22 protein-coding genes are annotated in these 22,611 nt (G+C 60.1%); 10 read left to right on the plus strand and 12 right to left on the minus strand.

The features are described 5' to 3' along the window. Nucleotides 1–3: 3 nt before the first annotated feature. Together hspQ and NBH21_RS06230 are read right to left on the minus strand one after the other, a co-directional pair. The gene (gene hspQ / locus NBH21_RS06225; protein ID WP_250914709.1) at nucleotides 4–333 is read right to left on the minus strand and encodes a heat shock protein HspQ; all 330 of its coding nucleotides are present in this window, start codon (nucleotides 331–333) and stop codon (nucleotides 4–6) included. 74 nt (nucleotides 334–407) lie between these two features. Further along, on the minus strand, nucleotides 408–1,337 hold the full coding sequence (locus NBH21_RS06230) for a DMT family transporter (RefSeq protein WP_250914710.1): 930 nt from the start codon (nucleotides 1,335–1,337) through the stop codon (nucleotides 408–410). 261 nt (nucleotides 1,338–1,598) lie between these two features. Here NBH21_RS06230 and NBH21_RS06235 point away from each other — a divergent pair, with 261 nt between their 5' ends. Together NBH21_RS06235 and NBH21_RS06240 are read left to right on the plus strand one after the other, a co-directional pair. Beyond that, entirely contained in the window at nucleotides 1,599–2,660 is a 1,062-nt protein-coding gene (locus NBH21_RS06235) for a coiled-coil domain-containing protein (RefSeq protein WP_250914711.1), read from the plus strand. Between the two features lie 19 nt (nucleotides 2,661–2,679). Then, on the plus strand, nucleotides 2,680–3,720 hold the full coding sequence (locus tag NBH21_RS06240; protein ID WP_250914712.1) for a TAXI family TRAP transporter solute-binding subunit: 1,041 nt from the start codon (nucleotides 2,680–2,682) through the stop codon (nucleotides 3,718–3,720). Nucleotides 3,721–3,949: 229 nt separating this feature from the next. Here NBH21_RS06240 and glnA read toward each other — a convergent pair whose 3' ends face one another. The 3 genes from glnA to NBH21_RS06255 are packed head-to-tail and all read right to left on the minus strand — an operon-like array spanning nucleotide 3,950 to nucleotide 6,060. Beyond that, the gene (glnA, locus tag NBH21_RS06245) at nucleotides 3,950–5,359 is read right to left on the minus strand and encodes a type I glutamate--ammonia ligase (protein ID WP_163905517.1); all 1,410 of its coding nucleotides are present in this window, start codon (nucleotides 5,357–5,359) and stop codon (nucleotides 3,950–3,952) included. A 60-nt stretch (nucleotides 5,360–5,419) separates the two neighbouring features. Then, complete coding sequence (locus NBH21_RS06250; RefSeq protein ID WP_006727717.1) at nucleotides 5,420–5,758, minus strand: P-II family nitrogen regulator; 339 nt, start codon at nucleotides 5,756–5,758, stop codon at nucleotides 5,420–5,422. A 26-nt stretch (nucleotides 5,759–5,784) separates the two neighbouring features. Next, nucleotides 5,785–6,060 carry a hypothetical protein gene (locus tag NBH21_RS06255; RefSeq protein ID WP_250914713.1) on the minus strand — a complete coding sequence of 92 codons (276 nt, stop codon included), beginning with the start codon at nucleotides 6,058–6,060 and terminating at the stop codon, nucleotides 5,785–5,787. Between the two features lie 44 nt (nucleotides 6,061–6,104). Between NBH21_RS06255 and NBH21_RS06260 the strand changes: the two genes are divergently transcribed. Further along, nucleotides 6,105–7,580, plus strand: a complete 1,476-nt coding sequence (locus tag NBH21_RS06260) for an NAD(P)H-hydrate dehydratase (RefSeq protein WP_250914714.1) — start codon at nucleotides 6,105–6,107, stop codon at nucleotides 7,578–7,580. On the opposite strand, the gene NBH21_RS06265 is transcribed toward NBH21_RS06260, so the two are convergent. The 3 genes from NBH21_RS06265 to uvrA all read right to left on the minus strand — a co-directional run bounded on the left by NBH21_RS06265 (nucleotide 7,572) and on the right by uvrA (nucleotide 13,128). Further along, nucleotides 7,572–9,218: a Na/Pi cotransporter family protein gene (locus NBH21_RS06265; protein ID WP_250914715.1), complete on the minus strand. Its 1,647-nt coding sequence runs from the start codon at nucleotides 9,216–9,218 to the stop codon at nucleotides 7,572–7,574. The genes NBH21_RS06260 and NBH21_RS06265 overlap by 9 nt on opposite strands. 161 nt (nucleotides 9,219–9,379) lie before the next feature. Then, nucleotides 9,380–10,180 (minus strand): DUF72 domain-containing protein, encoded by an 801-nt coding sequence (locus NBH21_RS06270; RefSeq protein ID WP_250914716.1) that lies wholly within the window; start codon nucleotides 10,178–10,180, stop codon nucleotides 9,380–9,382. 26 nt (nucleotides 10,181–10,206) lie between these two features. Next, nucleotides 10,207–13,128: an excinuclease ABC subunit UvrA gene (gene uvrA, locus NBH21_RS06275; RefSeq protein WP_250914717.1), complete on the minus strand. Its 2,922-nt coding sequence runs from the start codon at nucleotides 13,126–13,128 to the stop codon at nucleotides 10,207–10,209. A 263-nt stretch (nucleotides 13,129–13,391) separates the two neighbouring features. Between uvrA and NBH21_RS06280 the strand changes: the two genes are divergently transcribed. Continuing rightward, a complete protein-coding gene (locus NBH21_RS06280; RefSeq protein WP_250914718.1) occupies nucleotides 13,392–13,925 on the plus strand; it encodes a single-stranded DNA-binding protein in 534 nt (177 codons plus the stop codon). A 184-nt stretch (nucleotides 13,926–14,109) separates the two neighbouring features. Here the strand turns inward: NBH21_RS06280 and NBH21_RS06285 are convergent, their stop codons facing one another. After that, on the minus strand, nucleotides 14,110–14,739 hold the full coding sequence (locus tag NBH21_RS06285; RefSeq protein WP_250914719.1) for a MarC family protein: 630 nt from the start codon (nucleotides 14,737–14,739) through the stop codon (nucleotides 14,110–14,112). A gap of 187 nt (nucleotides 14,740–14,926) precedes the next feature. Between NBH21_RS06285 and gyrA the strand changes: the two genes are divergently transcribed. After that, nucleotides 14,927–17,746 (plus strand): DNA gyrase subunit A, encoded by a 2,820-nt coding sequence (gyrA, locus tag NBH21_RS06290; RefSeq protein ID WP_250914720.1) that lies wholly within the window; start codon nucleotides 14,927–14,929, stop codon nucleotides 17,744–17,746. Nucleotides 17,747–17,877: 131 nt separating this feature from the next. Here gyrA and NBH21_RS26045 read toward each other — a convergent pair whose 3' ends face one another. The 3 genes from NBH21_RS26045 to NBH21_RS06300 all read right to left on the minus strand — a co-directional run bounded on the left by NBH21_RS26045 (nucleotide 17,878) and on the right by NBH21_RS06300 (nucleotide 18,474). Further along, complete coding sequence (locus NBH21_RS26045; RefSeq protein WP_257791094.1) at nucleotides 17,878–18,012, minus strand: hypothetical protein; 135 nt, start codon at nucleotides 18,010–18,012, stop codon at nucleotides 17,878–17,880. Nucleotides 18,013–18,070: 58 nt separating this feature from the next. Then, nucleotides 18,071–18,220 carry a hypothetical protein gene (locus NBH21_RS06295; protein ID WP_164490805.1) on the minus strand — a complete coding sequence of 50 codons (150 nt, stop codon included), beginning with the start codon at nucleotides 18,218–18,220 and terminating at the stop codon, nucleotides 18,071–18,073. Nucleotides 18,221–18,300: 80 nt separating this feature from the next. Further along, nucleotides 18,301–18,474, minus strand: a complete 174-nt coding sequence (locus tag NBH21_RS06300) for a hypothetical protein (protein WP_250914721.1) — start codon at nucleotides 18,472–18,474, stop codon at nucleotides 18,301–18,303. Between the two features lie 198 nt (nucleotides 18,475–18,672). On the opposite strand from NBH21_RS06300, the gene coaD reads away from it, so the two are divergent. From coaD to tgt, 5 genes are all read left to right on the plus strand, one after another. Further along, entirely contained in the window at nucleotides 18,673–19,167 is a 495-nt protein-coding gene (coaD, locus tag NBH21_RS06305) for a pantetheine-phosphate adenylyltransferase (protein ID WP_250914751.1), read from the plus strand. A 32-nt stretch (nucleotides 19,168–19,199) separates the two neighbouring features. Then, nucleotides 19,200–19,769: a peptidylprolyl isomerase gene (locus tag NBH21_RS06310; RefSeq protein ID WP_250914722.1), complete on the plus strand. Its 570-nt coding sequence runs from the start codon at nucleotides 19,200–19,202 to the stop codon at nucleotides 19,767–19,769. Nucleotides 19,770–19,800: 31 nt separating this feature from the next. Next, entirely contained in the window at nucleotides 19,801–20,310 is a 510-nt protein-coding gene (locus NBH21_RS06315) for a peptidylprolyl isomerase (protein ID WP_250914723.1), read from the plus strand. A 75-nt stretch (nucleotides 20,311–20,385) separates the two neighbouring features. Beyond that, nucleotides 20,386–21,471, plus strand: coding sequence for a tRNA preQ1(34) S-adenosylmethionine ribosyltransferase-isomerase QueA (queA, locus tag NBH21_RS06320; RefSeq protein ID WP_250914724.1), 1,086 nt, complete (start codon nucleotides 20,386–20,388; stop codon nucleotides 21,469–21,471). Between the two features lie 4 nt (nucleotides 21,472–21,475). Continuing rightward, nucleotides 21,476–22,606, plus strand: coding sequence for a tRNA guanosine(34) transglycosylase Tgt (tgt, locus tag NBH21_RS06325; protein WP_250914725.1), 1,131 nt, complete (start codon nucleotides 21,476–21,478; stop codon nucleotides 22,604–22,606). The last annotated feature ends 5 nt before the right edge of the window (nucleotides 22,607–22,611 follow it).

Here is a 22,611-nt window from a genome sequence, read left to right on the forward strand (position 1 = left end):
TCGTCAGTGGGCGAAGTTCTGCCTCGGACGGTAACGTCCGGCCTGCTCTTCAACGAAGATCTGCTGCACATGAGGGTTGCGCAACGGCTCGTCGCTGGTGTCGCGCTCCAGGTTCTGTTCCGAGACATAGGCGACATATTCGGTGTCGGCGTTTTCTGCGAGCAGGTGGTAGAAGGGTTGGTCCTTGCTCGGGCGCACTTCCGTAGGAATGGCGTTCCACCATTCCTCGGTATTGGCAAACTCCGGATCCACATCGAACACGACGCCGCGGAACGGAAAGACCTTATGGCGGACAACTTCCCCGATACCAAACTTAGCGTTTCGTTGTTTCATGGCTCCACTTCCTTTCCATTAATATCTGGGGAGAAATGGATCGGATATCAAGTCCCTGACGCATGGGCCTGCAGTCAGGCGGATTTGACGCTGCTCGCCCGCCGTGGTGCGGTTGCAAGGATTACTCCGCCGGTCACGAGCACGATGCCGACCGCGTGGTAGATCTCAAAAGTCTCTCCCAGAAAGACGACCGCCATCAGGATCGACATCGGCGGCATCAGGTAGAGTGTAATGCCGGCGACCGCGGGACCAAACACGCGCACCGTATGGGTGAAGCAGTAGAACGCCGCGAGTGAGGCGAAGGCGATAATACCCGCAAGCTTCGTCCAGTCGCTTACGCTGTCCGGAAGCAGTCCGCCGTTGACGGCTTCGTAAAGGGCGGGAGGCGCCAGTACCAGCGCCCCGGACAACGCCAGAAGGCCGAACAGCGGCAGAGGCGGCATGGCTCTTGCGGCCGGGTGGCGCAGCAGCAGCGAATAGATCGCGAAAGCTATTGCCGCGACCAGAATGCCGAGGTCTCCGAGGTTGAAGCTGAAGTGCCGCAGAGCGTTTATGTCGCCCTTGAGCACGATCGCCGTCACACCGGCAAACGCGATCAACATGCCCGCAAGCTCGCCCCGGCTCATCTTACGGCCATGAAGGAGCCATTGCAGCAGAATGATGAAGAGCGAAGACGTGGTGTAGATCAGCGTCGCATTCGAGGCTGTCGTCAGCGTCAGCGCCCAGTAGACGAAGCCGCCGCAGATCCCCATGCCGAGAAAGCCGAGAAACAGCCAAAGCCCCCTGTTCGCGCGCACAAAGGCGATGCAAAGATCACGCTCCGCATAGACGAACGGAAAGATGATCGCGGCCGAGCCTGCCCATCGCAGAAAGGCGGTGGTGAAGGGCGCGATCTCACCAGTGATGCCGCGTCCGAAGATCAGGTTTGTCGAGAAGAATATCGGCGTCAGCAGAAATAGAGCCCAGTCGGCTGGTCTTGCTGCGTGCGCTTCTGATGTGGACATGAATGGCACCGGTCTTGAGGATCTGTGGAGGCGACATTGCTGTTCGTGTGGCGCGCAACGCCGGCGACACTACAAAGAGCGCGCCGGATTGGAAAGCGTCAAGTGACCGCAATTCTGCCCGGACCGGCAAGCTTGCATGGGATGCCAATTCACGCTACCCAACTGGCAGTAAGCCGGTCATGAAGTTCGCTCGGAAGCCTTTTCAGACAAGGCGACCTTTCCATTTTTGCCGGCAGGGTTGCGGTCGAGCCGGGAGATGTCGTGAGCAATCAGTGGGGCAGGGACAGTCAGCCCGTTGGGGGGCGCGGTGCGTCCGCGGCGCCTGTGATTCTTGCACTGGTGCTCGGGCTAGCGCTCGGCGGTGGCGCCGGCTATGGCTATCTGCGTTATCTCTCCGGCGATGCAGCCTCCCGGCTGGCCGCAGTGGAGCAGCGAAATTCCGAGCTTTCCGGAGAACTCGCGGATACCCGGCAGAAGCTTGGGCAGGCCCTTGCCGCACAACAGAAGAACGAAGCCGGCATCGAACCTGCCGAAGGCGAGGCCGCGGAGCTGCAGACCAAGCTGGATCTCCAGCGATCGGAACTCGACGCCATGGCAGAGGAGGTCGCGCGCATCAGCGACGCCTTGCAGGCGGAGCGCGCGCGCTCGAACAGCCTGTCGCAAGAGCTTGATGGCGAGCGGAATAAGCTGCGTTCGCAGGCTGCATTACTTGCCGAGGCGGAAAAGAGCGCCGCCGATTCCCGTGCTCAGGCAGATGCCGCAATCGCCGATCTGCAGGCGAGAATGGCCGCGCGGCAAGGCGACGGGCAGCGGGAAATAGACCGTCTTCGCGGTGAAGAAATACCACGTCTCAACAGACAGATCGCCGAGCTTTCGGACAAGGTTGCGGCAAATGAGGCGGATGCCGCCAAGGCCCAGTTGCAAAGGCAGGCACTTGAGAAGGCTGTGGACGGTGCAAGAGCCGACGTCGCCGCGCTACACGCCGCCCTTGATACCGAGCAGCAGAAGAATGCGGCGTTGACCGCAGAGGTACAGCGGCTAAAGCGTGATGCGGGTAGCCCTTCAGCGGCAACTGAGCCTCAGTCACCGCCGGCCGCCGCCGAGAACCCATCCGCGGAGGAAGCCGCGCGGGACGTGGCGCTTGTGGATAAGGTTCTCGCCGGCACCCCGGGCATCGATCGGCTGACGTCCGATAACCGGCAGCGTCTGCGGGATATGCTGGTTTCAGGCCAGTGCGTGACCACAGGTCTCCGGGCGGTCTTTCCAAGTGTTCCGCTCGTGACGCTTCGAAACCTGATGCGCGATCTGAAAAGCGACTGTTGAAAAAAGGGGAGTGGTGCCAATGGTATCGAGACTGTCTGCAATTCTTGGTGCCGTGGCGATATCGCTTGTCGCGGGAGTGGCCTCCGCGGACACCTTCGAACGTAACATCATGACCGGTGGGCCGAGCGGAACCTATATCCGTATCGGCCGCGACATCGCCGCGCTGGGCGCGAGCTGCGGCATGAACCTCAATGTCGTGGAAAGCGCGGGGTCGCTGGAAAACTTCGTCGGCGTCCGCAATCGCCGCAACACCCAGTTCGGTATCGTTCAGAGCGACGTTCTCGAATATCTGAAGACCTTCGAGGCCAACGATCCCGAAGTGCAGCAGGCTGTGCGCGGCGTGCGCATCATGTTCCCGCTCTACAATGAAGAGGTACACGTCCTCGCTCGAACGGACATTGCCGATCTCAAGGGACTAGCCGGTCGCAAGATCGCCATCGGCAAGGCGGATAGCGGTACATATCTCACTGCGACGTTGATGCTGGACATCCTTCAGGTGAAGGCCGACGAGCGCTTGACCATCAATCCAGACGAAGCGCTGCCGAAACTGCTTTCCGGCGAGATCGATGCGCTCTTCTACGTCGCCGGCGCGCCAGCACAACTCTTCGCCAACACCGCGATAGATCCCGGCAAGTTCCATCTTCTGCCGATCAAGGATACGCCCCTTCTGGCGACTTACACGCCGGTCACCGTCCCCGCGGCCACCTACAGCTTTCAGCAACAGCCGGTCGATCTGGTCGCGGTCAAAGCCGTGCTGATGACTTACGACTATGATCCAAAGAAGAATGCCTATCATCGCGACAGTTGCCGCTCTGTGTCCGATTTCTCGAACCTCATCCTGAATGGCTTGCCCAAGCTTGAAGAGACCGGCCATCCGAAATGGAAGTCGGTAGACCTGAGCGCGCTGCCGCCGGGCTGGCAGGTCGGAAGCTGCGTGAAAGTCGGGATGGCACTCGATTACAAGCCCAATTGCATGGTTCCCGCGCCGACGGTTCCAAAGGCTCCGGATGCCAATGAGGAATACCTCAATCTCCTCAAGCAGCGTCTCAAGAAGCAGTGACAAGCATTAGAGTGCCGTGCGTCCATTTGGACGCACAAAGGACGCTCTAACATCTTGAATCTACGCATCGAGCTTTCCGAAAATCGATTCCGATTTTCAGGCCGATGCGCTAGTGATTACCGAAAATAGGCGCGCTCTGTTTTGGGTGATGAAAAAGGCGGCGGTTCGAATGAACCGCCGCCTTTTCCTAGCAGGTTGCCCGCCTGCATCGCGCAGACGGGCAAATTGATCAGACCGAGTAGTACATGTCGTACTCGACCGGATGCGGGGTCATTTCGAAACGCATGACTTCCTGCATCTTCAGTTCGATGAAGGCATCGATCTGGTCGTCGTCGAAAACGCCGCCGGCGGTCAGGAACTTGCGGTCCTTGTCCAGGCTCTCCAAGGCTTCGCGCAGCGAGCCGCAAACCGTTGGGATCTTCTTCAGTTCCTTCGGCGGCAGATCATAGAGATCCTTGTCCATGGCCTTGCCCGGATGGATCTTGTTCTTGATGCCGTCGAGGCCGGCCATCAGCATGGCGGCAAAACCGAGATAGGGGTTTGCGGTCGGGTCGGGGAAGCGAATTTCTACTCGCTTTGCCTTCGGGTTCGAGCCGAACGGAATGCGGCACGAAGCGGAGCGGTTGCGGGCCGAGTAGGCAAGCAGAACCGGAGCCTCGTAGCCGGGGACCAGACGCTTGTAGGAGTTGGTCGACGGGTTTGTGAAGGCGTTGATGGCCTTGGCATGCTTGATGATGCCGCCGATATAGTAGAGGCAGCTTTCAGACAGGCCAGCATATTCGTCGCCGGCGAAGGTCGGCTTGCCGTCCTTCCAGATAGACATGTGGACGTGCATGCCAGAGCCGTTGTCGCCGAAGATCGGCTTCGGCATGAAGGTGGCGGTCTTGCCGTAGGCATTCGCGACCTGATGGACCACATACTTGTAGATCTGCATCTTGTCGGCGTTGCGAACCAGCGCATCGAACTTGATGCCGAGTTCGTGCTGGGCAGCAGCCACTTCGTGGTGATGCTTCTCGACGACGACGCCCATCTCGGTGAGAACCGTCAACATTTCAGAACGCATGTCCTGGCAGCTGTCGATCGGCGGAACCGGGAAGTAACCGCCCTTGACGCGCGGACGGTGGCCGAGGTTGCCGGTCTCGTAATCGGTGTCGTCGTTGGACGGCAGTTCGGTCGAGTCGAGCTTGAAGCCGGTGTTGTAGGGATCGGCCTTGTACTTGACGTCGTCGAAAATGAAGAATTCAGCTTCCGGACCGACGAAGATCGTGTCGCCGATACCCGATGCCTTCAGATAGGCCTCAGCCTTCTTGGCGGTGCCGCGCGGGTCGCGGTTATAGGCCTCGCCGGAAACCGGGTCGAGAATATCGCAGATGATGACCATGGTCGACTGGGCGAAGAACGGGTCCATGTGGACCGTGTCCGTGTCCGGCATGAGCACCATGTCGGACTCGTTGATCGCCTTCCAGCCGCCGATCGAGGAACCGTCGAACATGACGCCATCCGCGAACATGTCTTCATCGACGCACGATACGTCCATCGTCACATGCTGCAGCTTGCCCTTCGGATCGGTAAAGCGCAGGTCGACGAACTTGACGTCGTTGTCCCTGATTTGTTTCAGAATTTCATTTGCGGTCGTCATTTTTCGAATTCCTTGAGTGAGATGACGATATTACGACCCGGCCCGAAGGCAGGGGCATTGTCAAATGGCGTCAATACCGGTTTCACCGGTACGGATGCGCACTACTTCCTCCACATTGGACACGAAGATCTTTCCGTCTCCAATTCGACCGGTCTGGGCCGCGTTTCGAATAGCATCGATCACGGCTTCTACGTTTTCATCGGCCAGTACGACTTCGACCTTCACCTTCGGCAGGAAGTCAACGACATATTCTGCACCCCGGTAGAGTTCCGTATGGCCCTTCTGACGACCAAAGCCCTTGGCTTCCGTTACGGTAATACCCTGTAGGCCGACCTCCTGAAGCGCTTCCTTCACTTCGTCGAGCTTGAAAGGCTTGATGATCGCTTCGATCTTTTTCATGAGAAAATTTCTCTCCGCTTCCCTCATTAAAGCAGGTCACTCCCGCTCGCCCAGTCTGATGCACGTAACGTGCCAGTTTGGATAGCGATTTTAGGAAAAACTCCCGATTTCCTGCGCTCCTGAGCCAAATCTTGCGCAATGCCGGGTAAAATACCAGCCCATTTGCGTGGAATTCTGTTATTTTCTTTCGGTATCTTGGTCGCAGTCGCATCTGCCGAAAAAGACGTGATGATTAAATATGCAGTTCCAAAAGAGCAAAAAATAGTCAATTGATTAATTTGTGTGCCGCTTGTCGCGGCCACTTGATGTGGTTTTCGGGATGCAAGTAATCTGCTTCGATAAGTGCATGGAAAATGAGCGTTACAGAAGCCTTTTGACGCCGGCGGCTATGGCCGCGGTCGATGCTGCCGCTGCAGCATCGGGGATCAATTCGTTTGGTCTCATGGAGATGGCTGGCTGCGCAGTTGCGGCCGCGGCTCTGAAACTTCATCCGGGCGCCCTTCGTTTCGTCGTTCTTTGCGGTCCGGGAAATAATGGCGGCGACGGTTACGTGGCTGCTCGCGCCCTGCAGGAGGCCGGCGCCAGTGTAGCACTTTATTACCTCGGCGATCCGGAGCGGCTGAAGGGGGATGCCGCAACAGCCCGTACTCTTTGTCATGTGACTGGATCGCCTCTGGCCAACTACGAGCCAGCTTCGGGCGACCTCGTCATTGATGCCATCTTCGGGGCAGGGCTTGCGCGCGATGTCCCGCAAGAGGTCGCGCATATCATCGCCGCGGTCGAAAGCGCCGGCGTACCGGTCATCGCCGTGGATCTTCCGTCAGGTCTCGACGGTCGGACGGGCAGGGTGCTGGGCGCAGCCTTCCGGGCCAGCCATACCGTGACTTTCATGACCCGGAAGCCGGGTCATCTTCTGCTGCCGGGACGGCAGTTGTGTGGTGAAGTCGAGGTCTATGACATCGGCATTCCCTGGCGCATTGTCAGCCAGCATGCGGATGGCGTGTCGGTGAACACTCCCTCGGCCTGGGTTTCGGTGCTTCCCTCTCTCTCGGCGGATGCCCACAAATTCCGGCGCGGTCATCTCACCGTCTTCTCTGGTCCGGCGACGGCTACGGGTGCCGCGCGGCTCTCGGCCGAGGCGGGATTGAAGAGCGGGGCGGGGCTCGTGACGCTCGCCTCTCCGGTGGAGGCGCTCGCTGTAAATGCCGCGCATTCCACGGCCGTCATGCTGAAACCGGTGGAGGATGACGCCGCATTGGCGGAATATCTCGCCGACGAACGGCGCACCGCCTTCGTGCTTGGCCCCGGTTTCGGCGTTGGAGTGAAAGCCCGCAGCTTCGCGCTCACGCTGTGTAACCGTCGGCTGGTGCTGGATGCCGATGGCATCACCTCGTTTCGCGAGGAACCGCAGGCGCTGTTCGGGGCGTTCGAAAGCGGCGAGACCCGGCTTGTCCTCACGCCGCATGAAGGCGAGTTTGGGCGCCTCTTTCCGGATATCGTTGTCGATGCGGATCTGAGCAAGATCGATATGGCGATTGCCGCGGCGAAGCGGGCCAAAGCCGTGATCGTTTACAAGGGGGCCGACACGGTGATTGCCGGCCCCGATGGCCGGGCGTTGGTCAACGAGAATGCGCCGCCATGGCTTGCCACCGCAGGTTCAGGGGACGTGCTGGCGGGCATCATTGGCGGGCTGATGGCCCAGGGCGTTCAAGCTTTCGAGGCCGCTGCAGCCGGTGTCTGGCTGCACGGGGAGGCCGCAGGCCGGGCTGGGCAGGGGATGACTGCCGAAGATCTTCTCGCGGCGGTGCAGCCGCTACAATAGCCGGCTGTGCCTCAGCAGACCTTCCTCCTCGAGCAGCGGATAGGCGATCGAGGCGAACAGCGAGTTGATTTCCTTGAGGTCGCGCATGGTGTCGATGTGCAGGGAACTCGATTCGAAGCTGGCGGCATTGCCGCTGCGCAGGCGCTGAAGATGCTGCTCCTCGCTGGTGCGCACGAGGTTGCGCACGGCTTCTTTCCGGTCGACCAGCTGGCGCGCATGTTCGATGTCGCGATTGACGAGAAGGTTGAAGGCGAGGCGAGCGTTCTTCACCACTTCGATATGCATTGCAGAGAGTTCCGTCCATCCTTCGGCTGAAAAGGCAGTGTTTCGGTCGTGTTTCTTGCGGGCGCGGGTCAGCATGTTCTGCGAGATGATGTCGGCTGCCTGCTCGATCTTGATCGTGGCGCCAAGCAGGTTCTGGCATTGCGCGGCCGATTGTTCGTCCAATGCCGTTTGCGAAATGCGCGCGAGGTAGAACTTGATGTCGCGATGGATCGTGTCGATCTCGTCGTCGAGTGCTTCGATCCGTTGCATCTTCTTCGGATCCCAACGCTCATAGAGTTCGAAGATCCAGTTCAGCATGACCTCCGTCTTTTCGCAAACGGTCAGGACCTCACGGGTGGCATTGCTGATGGCCTGCCTCGGATTGGCAAGGTCGGCCGGATTGAGCGCAGAAAGCCGCGTCTGCTCGTCGGTCTTGGCTGCGGGCGCCACAAGCAGCCCTTCCAGTCCCTTCGCCACGATGCCACTGAACGGCAGGCCAAAGATCAGCACTGCGGCGTTGATGGCAAGATGCACGTAGACGACCGCATCACCCGGCTGGCTCGAAAAGCGCTCGGGATGGAGGATCAGGGCATATTGCAGCGCCAGCGCGACGAGCGTTCCCAGCCCGCGGATCGCCACATTGCCAAGCGGCACGACACGAGCGCTTCTTTCAGCATTTTTCGTCAGGATGGCGCCGATCACGGCGGCACCGAAATTCGCGCCCAGCACCAGCGGAATGATCAGCGGTGGCGGCAGCAGATGCTTGTCTGCGAGCGAGGCGAAAAGCAGGATCGTCGCGACGCTGGAATGAAAAGCCCAGGCTAGCAGCGCCGCAAGCAGGAAGGCAGTGATCCAGTCGCGCGAGAGGTAGTTGAAGATGATCGGCAGGATCTCGCTGCTGCGCAACGGTTCCGAGGATTCTCCGATCAGGCGGAGCGAAAGCAGCAGCAGACCAAGGCCGAAGAGGATGCGGCCTGCCTGACGCCAGTCGCGCGCCTCCGAAGCACGAAAGGCAATCGTGCCCATCAGCAGCAGGATCGGGATCAGCAGGGAAAGATCGTAGCGCAGGACCCTGACCACGAAGGCCGAACCAAGATCCGCACCGAGCAGTGTGGCGATGCCAATGGCCGAGCTGACATAGCCGCCGGCCACGAAGGAGGAGATGATCAGCGCGACAGCGGTCGCGCTCTGCAGCGCGATGGCGAAGAAAAAGCCGGCAACGGCTGCAGTGACACGGTTGCCGAGCGCAAGCCGCAACTTCTCCTTGAGGACATTGCCATAGGCACGCTCGATACCCGTTCGCACCATTCGCGTCGCCCACAAAAGCAGGGCGACCGCGCCGGCAAGATTGATGAAAACGGCAATGCCCGACATGATACCTCAATGACAGAAGCGGCAGCTGAAGACGCACCGGCGACTCGGCCAAAGAACGCGAGTTTCAACCGTTTCACGGTGAATGTGATCGTCTCTGCGACTGAACCTAGTCCAGATTCGCCATTGTCACAATTTGCCGCCGATTGGTGGCGATCAAGGCTTTAGCTTACTTTGGATTGCAGCAGGCGCGCGCCATTCGGAGCGTTCACCTTGCCGCCGGTGATGAAGAAGGCGAAGACATCGCACGGTTTCTTTTCGACCTTCCGCTCCGGCGCGATCAACGGCAGATCGCCGGGAACGCTACCTTCCGCATAGGCTCTGAAACGCCTTGCCCATTCGTCGATTTCTTTTTCAGGATAACAGCTTGGCGTTTCGTCCGTTCCTTTCTGGAGACGGGAATAGACGAAATCCGCGGTGATATCCGGAAACATCGGATAGTCGTGATGGTCGGCGCAGACGGCTGCGACATTGTACTTCGCCAGCAGTTCGACAAACTCCGGAGTACGGAAACTGTCATGCCGCGGTTCCACCACATGGCGGAGCGTAATTCCATCCTGCGTCTTGGGCAGGAGCGAGAGGAAGGCCTCGAAATCCTCCGGCTCGAACTTCTTCGTACCCATGAATTGCCAGAGGATCGGCCCGAGATGCTTGCCGAGTTCGGTGATGCCCTGGGTGAGGAATTTCTCGATGGAAGGTCCGGCCTCAGCAAGCACCTTGCGATTGGTGCAGAAACGGCTCGCCTTGAGCGAGAAGACGAAATCCTCCGGCACCTCGGAAGCCCATTTCGCAAAGGTCGCGGGCTTCTGGCTGGAATAATAGGTGCCGTTCACCTCGATCGCCGTAAGCTGGCGGCTCGCATATTCGAGCTGCCGTTTCTTTGCGAGGTCGGATGGATAAAAGGTGCCTTCCCACGGATCGAAGGTCCAGCCACCGATCCCGGTGCGGATTGTTCCTGCCGACATGCCTGTCCTCCTCCCTCGTGTTGTCCTTACTCCGCCGCCTGGCGCTTTTTCACTGGGCGGCGTTCCAGCAGCTCCTTGAGGAACTGGCCGGTATAGGATTTTTCTGCCTTCACCACGTCTTCCGGCGTGCCCTCGGCAACGATGGTGCCACCGCCGTCGCCGCCCTCGGGGCCGAAATCGATGATCCAGTCTGCGGTCTTTATAACCTCGAGATTATGCTCGATGACCACGACCGAATTGCCCTGGTTGACCAGTTCCTGCAGCATTTCCAGAAGCTTGGCGACATCGTGGAAATGCAGGCCAGTGGTCGGCTCATCGAGAATATAGAGCGTGCGGCCGGTCGAGCGCTTCGACAGTTCCTTGGCAAGCTTGACGCGTTGCGCCTCACCGCCGGAAAGCGTGTTCGCCTGCTGGCCGACCTTGATGTAGCCGAGACCGACATCGAAGAGCGCCTGCAGCTTGTCGCGTACTGCCGGGACGGCGGAGAAGAATTCGACGCCTTCCTCCACCGTCATGTCGAGCACGTCGGCAATCGACTTGCCCTTGAACAGCACGTCGAGGGTCTCGCGATTGTAGCGCTTGCCGTGGCAGACATCACAGGTGACGTAGACGTCGGGCAGGAAGTGCATCTCGATCTTGATGACGCCGTCGCCCTGGCAGGCCTCGCAGCGGCCACCCTTGACGTTGAAGGAGAAACGGCCCGGCTGGTAGCCACGCGTCTTCGCCTCGGGAAGACCCGCGAACCAGTCGCGGATCGGCGTGAAGGCGCCGGTATAGGTCGCCGGGTTTGAGCGTGGCGTGCGGCCGATCGGCGATTGGTCGATGTCGATCACCTTGTCGATGAATTCGAAACCGTCGATCCGCTCGTGTTCGGCCGGGTTTTCGCGCGCGCCCATGACGCGGCGTGCTGCCGACTTGTAGAGCGTCTCGATCAGGAAGGTCGACTTGCCGCCGCCCGAAACGCCTGTCACGGCGGTGAAGACACCGAGCGGGATGGAGGCCGTAACGTTCTTGAGGTTGTTGCCCTTGGCGCCGACCACCTTGATCTGCTGGCCCTTCTTCGGCTTGCGCCGCTTTTCAGGCACAGCAACCCCGAGTTCGCCGGTAAGATACTTGCCGGTTAGCGAATTCGGATTGGCCATGATCTCCGATGGCGACCCTTCGGCCACCACCTGACCGCCATGGATGCCGGCGGCCGGTCCGATATCGACGACATAGTCGGCCGTCAGGATCGCGTCCTCATCATGTTCGACGACGATCACCGTATTGCCGATGTCGCGCAGATGCTTCAGCGTATCGAGCAGCCGGGCATTGTCGCGCTGGTGAAGACCGATCGACGGTTCGTCGAGCACGTAGAGAACGCCTGTTAGCCCCGAGCCGATTTGAGACGCCAGCCGGATGCGCTGGCTCTCGCCCCCGGACAGCGTGCCGGAATTACGCGACAGGCTGAGATAGTCGAGGCCGACATCATTGAGGAAGCGCAGCCGTTCGCGGATTTCCTTCAGGATACGGACAGCAATTTCGTTCTGCTTATCGGTAAGCTTGGCGGGCAGCGCCTCGAACCAGCCGCCGGCGATACGGATCGCCATGTCGGTCACCTGGCCGATATGCAGACCGTTGATTTTGACCGCAAGCGCTTCAGGCTTCAGACGGAATCCTGCGCAGGCCGGGCAGGGGGCCGCCGACATGAAGCGTTCGATTTCCTCGCGCGCCCACGCGCTGTCGGTTTCCTTCCAGCGGCGCTCGAGATTGGGAACAATGCCCTCGAAAGTTTTTGTCGTAGAATAGGAGCGTGCTCCGTCGGCGTAGTGGAACTCGATCTTTTCGTCCGTGCCGTGAAGAATGGCCTTCTGGGCAGCTGCGTTCAGATCGGACCATTTGCTGGAAAGCTTGAAGCCATAGGCCTTGCCCAGCGCTTCCAGCGTCTGGTTGTAGTAGGGCGACGACGACTTCGCCCAGGGCGCGATTGCCCCGTCGTTGAGCCGCCGGTTGATTTCCGGCACGATCAGCGCTTCATCGATCTTCTGCTGCGAACCCAGACCGTCGCAGGTCGGGCAGGCGCCGAAGGGATTGTTGAAGGAGAACAGCCGCGGCTCGATTTCCGGTATGGTGAAGCCGGAAACGGGGCAGGCGAACTTCTCCGAGAACAGCACCCGCTCATGGGTTTCGTTCAGCGACTTGTTGGCCGACCCGCCAGCCGCAGTTTCTTCCGGCGGCAGCGGCTTGTCGGCGAATTCGGCAACCGCCAGCCCGTCGGCGAGCTTCAGGCAGGTCTCCAGGCTGTCCGCGAGGCGGGCGGCGATATCCGGTCGCACCACGACACGGTCGACAACGACGTCGATATCGTGCTTGTATTTCTTGTCCAGCGCTGGAACATCAGCGATTTCATAGAACTGCCCATCGACCTTGACGCGCTGGAAGCCCTTCTTCATCAGTTCGGCGAGTTCCTTCTTGTACTCGCCCTTTCGTCCGCGGATCATCGGCGCCAGAATATAAAGACGGGTGCCTTCCTCGAAGGCAACGATGCGGTCGACCATCTGCGACACGGTTTGGCTCTCGATCGGCAGGCCGGTCGCCGGCGAATAGGGAACCCCGACACGCGCAAAGAGGAGGCGCATATAGTCGTAGATCTCGGTCACAGTACCGACGGTCGAGCGCGGATTGCGCGAGGTCGTCTTCTGTTCGATGGAAATCGCGGGCGACAGGCCGTCGATCTGGTCGACATCCGGCTTCTGCATCATCTCGAGGAACTGGCGTGCATAGGCCGAAAGGCTTTCGACATAGCGGCGCTGTCCCTCCGCATAGATGGTGTCGAAGGCAAGCGATGACTTGCCAGAACCGGACAGGCCGGTCATGACAATCAGGCTGTTGCGCGGCAGATCAAGGTCGATCCCCTTGAGATTATGTTCGCGCGCGCCGCGGATGGAGATGCTCTTCAGTTCGCTCATGGACAAGGCTCGGATGGAAAAGGGTCTCTCGGGAGGAGAGCAGTCCTTATTTAGTGATCTGTCGGCCCCTGTCGAGGCGGAAGGATGTTTTGTTGGCCGTAATGCGATTCTATTGACACCATCCTAGTGATTAATTAGAACAAACAAAGAACATTTTCGTTGTGGATTACAGAGGATGACAACTCATTCGCGCCTTCGGATGGGATAAGGTAAAAATCGACTAGGTTTTCGGACGCCGCTTGAGCGGCAGCAAGGTGAGTAATATGGCTGGTAGCGTCAACAAGGTAATTTTGATCGGCAATCTCGGGGCTGACCCGGAAATCCGCCGTACCCAGGACGGTCGACCGATTGCCAACCTGCGCATCGCGACGTCGGAAAGCTGGCGCGACCGCAATTCCGGCGAACGCAAGGAAAAGACCGAGTGGCACACCGTGGTGATCTTCAATGAAGGTCTCTGCAAGGTGGCTGAACAGTATCTGCGCAAGGGCTCGACGGTCTATATCGAAGGCCAGCTTCAGACCCGCAAGTGGCAGGACCAGAGCGGTCAGGATCGCTATTCGACCGAGGTGGTGCTGCAAGGCTTCAATGCGAACCTGACCATGCTCGGCGGTCGCGGCGAAGGCGGCGGGCAGGGCGCTTCCCGCGGTGGTGATTTCGGTGGCGGCGGTTATGGGGACGACTACGGCTCTCCCGCTCCCTCGCGCGGCGGCGCATCCGGCTCCGGCGGTCGCGGCGGTGCGAGCGCACCGTCCGGCGGTGGCTTCTCCCGTGACATGGACGATGACATCCCGTTCTGAGGCACGCTGCCATCCGGCAGAGTTTCGTCTGTAGAATTGAAGGGCCGCTTCACGATGATATCGTGGGCGGCTCTTTTGCATGGCGAGGTGTTTGTTCCTGCGAGAAGGCGGTAGAGACCCGCCGGAGCGCCTTGTGGGTCTGCTGATTGTCGCTCAGGTGCGTGACGTGTGGCCTGGAGGTGGTTCAGACGCCGAAGGCCGATTTCACGCCGTCAACCACGAACTGCACCGAAAGGGCCGCCAGAAGCACGCCGAGAAGGCGGGTGAGAAGTGCGCGGCCGGTGACGCCGAGGAAGCGATTGAGCGGTTCGGCGAGGCTGAGTGCCAGCAGAACCAGCGCAAGGCAGACCCCGATGACGCCGATCAGTTGCGCCTTGCCGGCAATGCCTTCCATCGTGCCGGCGATCAGCACGGTGGCCGATATCGCACCCGGTCCGGCGATCAGCGGAATGGCCAGCGGAAAGACGGCGAGATTGTGGATGTGGTCCTTGGTGATGGCGTTGTCGGTGGTCTTCTCTTTGCGTTCGTTGCGCTTCTCGAAGATCATTTCGAACGCGATGGCGAAGAGCATCAGCCCGCCGGCTATGCGGAATGCGCCCATGGAAATGCCGAGCGCTGCAAGGATGCCCGCGCCGAAGAGGGCGAAGACCGCAAGGATGGCAAAGGCTATGACGGAACCGCGCACGGCCACCTGCCGGCGTTGCGCCGTGCTCATGCCCTGGGTCATAGCGAGGAACAGCGGGGCGAGTCCCGGCGGGTCTACAGTCACCAGAAGGGTGGTGAATGCGTTGATCATCGCGTCTGCGCCAGCCATCTCGTCCCCCGTTTTCCGGCGATTTAAATGCGAGCCTGCCCCGCTTGGCAAGCGATACGGCAAGTTCTTGATCGTTTTGCCTTTCCACCGCCGCAAAAGCTGTTCAAAACCCGGGGCGAAATTGGCGCTTCTGTGCCCTTTCGGCTATAAACTCTCCAGTGATTCCGAACAGAGATCGTGACCTGATTTGACTGAGCAAAGCACTCCCGGCGGCGGCAAGTTCCCGCAAGGCATCGAGCCGATTTCCATCATGGAAGAAATGCAGCGGTCGTATCTCGACTACGCGATGAGCGTAATCGTGAGCCGCGCGCTCCCCGATGTCCGAGACGGACTGAAGCCGGTACATCGTCGTATTCTCTTCTCCATGAGCGAGATGGGGGTCGACTGGAACAAGAAATACGTGAAGTCGGCCCGCGTTACCGGCGACGTGATGGGTAAATACCATCCGCACGGCGATGCCGCGATCTATGACGCGCTCGCGCGTATGGCGCAGGACTGGTCGCTCCGCCTGCCGCTGATCGATGGTCAGGGCAACTTCGGCTCTGTCGACGGCGACCCGCCGGCAGCCCAGCGTTACACGGAATGCCGTCTGGAGAAGGCCGCTCACGCCCTTCTCGATGACCTCGACAAGGAAACCATCGATTTCCGCGAGAACTATGACGGCACCTTGCAGGAGCCGGTCGTCGTTCCCGCCAAGTTCCCGAACCTGCTCGTCAACGGCGCAGGCGGCATCGCTGTCGGTATGGCGACAAACATTCCGCCGCACAACCTTTCTGAAGTCGTCGACGGCTGTATTGCGGTCATCGACAACCCGGCGATCGAACTACCCGAACTGATGGAAATCATTCCGGGACCGGACTTCCCGACCGGCGCTCTGATCCTCGGTCGCTCCGGCATCCGGTCGGCCTATGAGACTGGCCGCGGTTCCGTCATCATGCGTGGCGTTGCGCGCATCGAACCGATGCGCGGCGATCGCGAGCAGATCATCATCAGCGAAATTCCCTATCAGGTGAACAAGGCGACGATGATCGAGAAGATGGCCGAACTGGTGCGCGACAAGCGCATCGAGGGCATCTCCGACCTGCGCGACGAATCCGACCGCGAAGGCTACCGCGTTGTCATCGAACTCAAGCGTGACGCCAATGCCGATGTCATCCTGAACCAACTCTATCGTTACACCCCGCTGCAGACTTCTTTCGGTTGCAACATGGTGGCGCTGAATGGCGGCAAGCCGGAACAGCTCTCGCTGCTCGACATGCTGCGCGCCTTCGTTGCCTTCCGCGAGGATGTTGTTAGCCGGCGAACGAAATATCTTCTGCGCAAGGCGCGTGACCGTGCCCACGTCTTGGTCGGTCTCGCGATTGCGGTTGCCAACATCGACGAAGTCATAAGCCTTATTCGTCGCGCACCGGATCCGCAGACGGCGCGCGAGCAGTTGATGGAGCGCCGCTGGCCTGCCCATGATGTGGACGCGCTGATCCGACTGATCGACGATCCGCGTCACCGCATTAACGAGGACAATACCTACAACCTCTCGGAAGAGCAGGCCCGTGCCATCCTCGAACTGCGTCTGGCCCGCCTGACGGCCCTCGGCCGCGACGAAATCGACGAGGAACTCAACAAGATCGGCGCGGAAATCTCGGATTATCTCGATATCCTGTCTTCGCGCATTCGCATCCAGACCATCGTCAAGGAAGAGCTTGCCGCGGTACGCGACGAGTTCGGCACACCGCGCCGTACCCAGATCATCGACGGCGGTCTGGAGATGGACGACGAGGATCTGATCGCGCGCGAAGACATGGTCGTAACGGTTTCTCACCTCGGCTACATCAAGCGCGTACCGCTGACGACCTATCGCGCCCAGCGTCGCGGCGGCAAGGGCCGTTCCGGCATGGCGACCCGCGACGAGGATTTTGTTACCCGGCTATTCGTTGCCAACACGCACACACCGGTTCTGTTCTTCTCTTCGCGCGGCATCGTCTACAAGGAGAAAGTCTGGCGTCTGCCGATCGGTACGCCGACGTCGCGCGGCAAGGCGCTTATCAACATGCTGCCGCTGGAGCCGGGCGAACGTATCACGACCATCATGCCGCTGCCCGAGGACGAGAGCACCTGGGACAATCTCGACGTGATGTTCTCGACCACGCGCGGTACGGTGCGCCGTAACAAGCTGTCCGACTTCGTGCAGGTCAACCGCAACGGCAAGATTGCCATGAAGCTCGAGGAAGAGGGTGATGAGATCCTCTCCGTCGAGACCTGCACGGCGCCGAACCATGATTTGGGTATCCCCGGTGACGACGTCCTGCTGACGACCGCGCTTGGCCAGGCGATCCGCTTCCCTGTCGATGAAGTCCGCGTGTTCGCGGGCCGCAATTCGATCGGTGTCCGCGGCATTTCGCTGGCCGATGGTGACCGCATCATCTCGATGACCATCGTCAGCCACGTCGATGCAGAGCCGTGGGAGCGTGCCGCCTATCTGAAGCGCTCGGCCGCCGAACGCCGCGCTGCCGGCGTCGATGAAGAGGATATCGCTCTCGTTGGCGAGGAAGTGGTGGAAGAAGGGCAATTGTCCGATGAACGCTACGAATACCTCAAGGAGCGTGAACAGTTCGTGCTGACCGTTTCCGTAAAGGGATATGGCAAGCGTTCATCCTCTTACGACTTCCGTACCTCGGGTCGCGGCGGCAAGGGCATCCGTGCCACCGACACGTCGAAGACTTCGGAAATCGGCGAACAGGTCGCGGCTTTCCCGGTCGACGAAAAGGACCAGATCATGCTGGTCTCCGATGGCGGTCAGTTGATCCGCGTTCCGGTGGACGGCATCCGCATCGCGAGCCGTGCCACCAAGGGCGTTACCATCTTCTCTACCGCCAAGGACGAGAAGGTCGTTTCCGTCGAACGGATTTCGGAACCGGAATCCGATGAGGAAGACGATGCGGTGCTCGGTGAGGAAACGGATGCCGTGACCGAGGCGTCTGATGGCTCTCCGGATGGCTCCGAGGAATAGGGAGCTTCACGAATATAAAGAAAAAGCCCGCTGGATAATCCGGCGGGCTTTTTCTTTGGAGGTCTGTGAAACTTTTCGCGCCGCTCGTGTGGATCCGACCGGCTTTTGTCGGCGAGACAGGTCTCGCCGGATCAGAACGCCCTGTGGCGTTCGATCAGGGCCTTGTAGTCATCACTCTCGCGCCGAAGCGCGGAGATCGTCGAGGCGACCGAGGCAACGAACATGCCGCTGATCAAGGCAGCAAGTACTGTCAGTGTTATGAACATGGACTTCCTTTCTTTTCCGCGGCGGTTGAACGTTTAGCGCGAATGTTTTTATTTCGGATTAATGGCCGAAGGTGTGGTAGCGCGCCGTCATCGGCGGGCCGAACTGGCCCTTGCTGTTGTCAGCCATGTAGAAGGTCATGGAGGTGGCAACCATTGCCGTCATCATCAACATCCAGACCACATTGATCAGGGTTACTTTGTCGGGCATAGTCGTGATCCTTTCGAAAACGGCATATTTGCCGTGAAAATGCGCTGGCGGATTATTGGTTCCGTAGCGACTGGACGCTGTTAATAGAGAGGTGCATCTGAAACGCGCCTTAACGGCCCGTTCATCTGGCGTTCATCTTCCCTGCTGCCGGTCGAGGAGGCTTCGCCGGTGGCCAGAAAGGCCCGGACGAGAAGAACTGCCATTTCCAGGAGGTAGGAGATGGCGATTGCGAGGATAGACAGGACAGCGAGCATGAAAGGGCCTCAGGTGGGCTGGTTCCGGTGAACCAGCATGGCCACTATGGACCCGACCTGCTGAAGCGCCCTTGAATGCTCCATTCAGCGGTTGTTCATCTTTCCGGCGCGGCTTAGAAGCGCTGAAGCGAGGGGCCAAATCACTTGCGGCGGGCGCTCTTCCATGACAAAAGGCGACGACACAACCATCGGGCTGCCATGACGACTGCTTTTTATCCAGGTTCCTTCGATCCGATGACCAATGGTCACCTCGACGTGCTGGTCCAGTCGTTGAACGTCGTCTCCAGGGTGATCGTGGCGATCGGCATTCATCCTGGAAAGACACCGCTGTTCAGCTACGATGAACGCGCCGAATTGATCCGCCGTTCGCTGGCGGAAGCGCTTCCCGGACGCGCGTCGGATATCGACGTGGTTTCTTTCGACAATCTTGCAGTGGATGCGGCGCGTACCAATGGTGCAACATTGCTGTTGCGCGGCCTGCGCGACGGAACAGATCTCGATTATGAGATGCAGATGGCCGGCATGAACTATCAGATGGCGCCGGACCTTCAGACCATTTTCCTGCCTGCCGGAACCGCCTCGCGGCCTATTACCGCCACATTGGTTCGCCAGATCGCCGCAATGGGGGGCGATGTCAGTGCTTTTGTGCCGCCGGCGGTGCTGGCCGCCCTGAAATCGAAGCTCGGCCGCTGAGGCCTTTTCTTGTTTTAGTCTTTGGAGTGATCATGAAACTCTTTCGTATTGCTGCCGCGCTCGTCGTGGCCTTCGCGACCGCGGGTTCGGTGCGTGCCGCATCCAACGACGACTATCTGACTATCCAGCTCAAGGACGGTCCGGTTGTCATCGAACTGCTGCCGGATGTTGCGCCGAAGCATGTTGCGCAGATCAAGGAACTGGCGAAGAAAGGCGAATACGACAACGTCGCCTTCCATCGCGTGATCGATGGCTTCATGGCCCAGACCGGTGATGTCCAGTACGGCGACATGAACGACGGTTACGATCCGAAGCTTGCCGGCACCGGCGGTTCCAGCCTGCCGGATCTTCCGGCCGAGTTCTCGGGCGTTCCCTTCGAGCGCGGTACCATCGGCATGGCGCGCGCTCAGGACCCGAACTCTGCCAATTCGCAATTCTTCATTATGTTCGCCGAAGGCGGCTTCCTGAATGGCCAGTACACGGTCGTCGGCAAGGTCGTGGCGGGCATGGAATATGTCGACAAGATCAAGCGTGGCCAGGGCGGAAACGGCGAAGTTTCCGATCCGGATCGCATGATCAAGGTAACTGTCGGCAGAAACTGAGGGCTGAGGCCCGCAAACAGGGAGTAAGACTATGGCCGAGATCAAGGATCCGGAAAACACCATCATCATGGAAACCACGAAGGGTCGTGTCGTGATTTCACTTTTCCCGGACCTGGCTCCCGGCCATGTCGCGCGGATCAAGGAACTGTCGCGCGAGGGCGCCTATGACGGCGTTGTCTTCCACCGCGTCATCGAGGACTTCATGGCCCAGACGGGCGACGTGCAGTTCGGCAAGCAGGGTGGCGACAGCTTCAACCCGGCACGCGCCGGTATGGGCGGTTCTTCCAAGCCGGACCTGAAGGCCGAATTCTCCGCCACCTCGCATGTGCGCGGCACCTGCTCCATGGCCCGTTCGCAGAACCCAAACTCGGCAAACTCGCAGTTCTTCATCTGCTTCACCGATGCGCCGTGGCTGAACAAGCAGTATTCGGTCTGGGGCCAGGTCATCGAAGGCATGGAAGTCATCGACCAGATCAAGCGCGGCGAGCCCGTGCGCGATCCCGACTCCATCGTTTCGATGAAGGTCGCTGCCGACGCCTGATCGTCCGGGAAAATGGAACCCGCCCCGGCGCTTTGCGCCCGGGCGGGTTTTCGCGTTTGATGAAATGATGTTGCCATGCGTGTAGACGACTTCGACTTCGATCTTCCGGAAGAAAGCATTGCACTGAGGCCCGCAAGCCCGCGTGACCACGCGCGCCTGCTGGTTGTGCGTCCCGACGGCGTCCCCATGTTGGAAGACCGGAACGTCTATGACCTGCCCGCTTTCCTGAGGCCGGGCGACGCTCTGGTCTTCAACGACACCAAGGTCATACCGGCCCAACTCGAAGGCGTCCGTTTGCGGGAAGGGGCGGAACGCACTCCGGTTTCCTGCACCCTGCATATGCGTGTCGCGGCCAATCGCTGGCGGGCGTTTGCCCGTCCCGGCAAGCGCATCAAGGCCGGCGACCGCATCGAATTCGGCCATTCCGGAGAAACCTGCCTGCTCGGTACGCTGGCGGCGACCGTGGCGGAGAAGGGCGAAGCCGGCGAAATCGAACTGGCTTTCGACCTGTCGGGGCCGGACCTTGACCAGGCCATCGCTTCCGTCGGCCATATTCCGCTGCCGCCCTACATCGCCGCCAAGCGGCCGGAAGACAGTCAGGACCGCAAGGACTACCAGACCATCTATGCGCGGGAAGAGGGGGCCGTCGCAGCCCCGACCGCTGGGCTGCATTTCACGCCCGCACTCTTCGAAAAGCTCGATGCCGCCGGCGTCGAACGGCATTTCGTGACCCTTCACGTCGGGGCGGGTACCTTCCTGCCGGTCAAGGCTGATGATACCGCCGACCACAAAATGCATCACGAAATTGGTTATGTTTCCGCCGGGACCGCCGGCGCACTCAATGCCGTAAAGGCGAGGGGCGGGCGCATCGTCTGCGTCGGCACCACATCGCTCCGGTTGCTGGAAAGCGCAACGACCGAGGCGGGCGAGGTTCTGGCCTGGTCCGGCGCGACTGATATCTTCATCACGCCGGGCTATCGATTCCGAGCTGCCGATATCCTGATGACCAATTTCCACCTGCCGCGTTCGACGCTGTTCATGCTGGTGTCGGCCTTTGCCGGCCTCGATACCATGCGGGCCGCCTATACCCACGCCATCGAAACCGGCTACCGTTTTTATTCCTACGGCGATTCCAGCCTGCTGTTCCGGAAAGATCCCTGAACCGATGCACGAAAAGTTCCAGTTCACCCTCAAGGCCACATCCGGCAAGGCTCGCCTCGGCGAGGTCGCCATGCCGCGCGGCGTGATCCGCACGCCCGCCTTCATGCCGGTCGGCACGGTCGGCACCGTCAAGGCCATGTATCTCGATCAGGTCAGGGAAGGGGGCGCCGACATCATTCTTGGCAACACCTATCACCTGATGCTCAGGCCCGGTCCGGAGCGCGTCGCTCGTCTAGGCGGCCTGCACGAACTGATCCGCTGGCCGCATCCGATCCTGACCGACAGCGGCGGCTTTCAGGTCATGTCGCTGTCGGGCCTGCGCAAGCTCGACGAACAGGGCGTGACCTTCAAGAGCCATGTCGATGGTTCGACCCATCACATGTCGCCGGAACGCTCGATCGAGATCCAGGGACTGCTGGACAGCGACATTCAGATGCAGCTCGACGAATGCGTCGCTCTTCCCGCTGAGCCGAAGGAAATCGAGCGGGCCATGGAAATGTCCCTGCGCTGGGCCGAGCGTTGCCGCGTTGCCTTCGGCGAGCAGCCGGGCAAGGCGATGTTCGGCATCGTCCAGGGCGGCGACGTTCCCGAACTGCGCGTCCGGTCGGCCGAAGGTTTGAAACAGCTCGATCTCAAGGGCTATGCCGTCGGCGGTCTCGCTGTTGGTGAGCCGCAGGAGGTCATGCTGAAGATGCTCGACATCACGCTTCCCGTGCTGCCGACGGAAAAGCCGCGTTATCTCATGGGCGTCGGTACGCCCGATGACATCCTGAAGTCCGTCGCGCAGGGCATCGACATGTTCGACTGCGTGATGCCAACCCGCTCCGGTCGCCATGGACTCGCCTTCACCCGGCGTGGCAAGGTCAATATCCGCAATGCCCGTCATGCAGAAGATATGCGGCCGCTGGATGAGGAATCGAATTGCCCGGCCTCCCGCGATTATTCGCGCGCCTATCTCCATCATCTCGTCCGCTCCAACGAGGCGCTCGGCGGCATGCTGCTGTCGTGGAACAATCTTTCCTATTATCAGGAGCTGATGCAGGGCATCCGCAAGTCGATCGAGGAGGGGCGCTTTGCGGATTTCATGGCGGAGACCATGGAGATGTGGGCAAAGGGCGATATCGACGCCCGCTGAAATCG

This window comes from Ciceribacter sichuanensis (assembly GCF_024055605.1).
In the GTDB taxonomy this organism is placed as follows: domain Bacteria; phylum Pseudomonadota; class Alphaproteobacteria; order Rhizobiales; family Rhizobiaceae; genus Allorhizobium; species Allorhizobium sichuanense.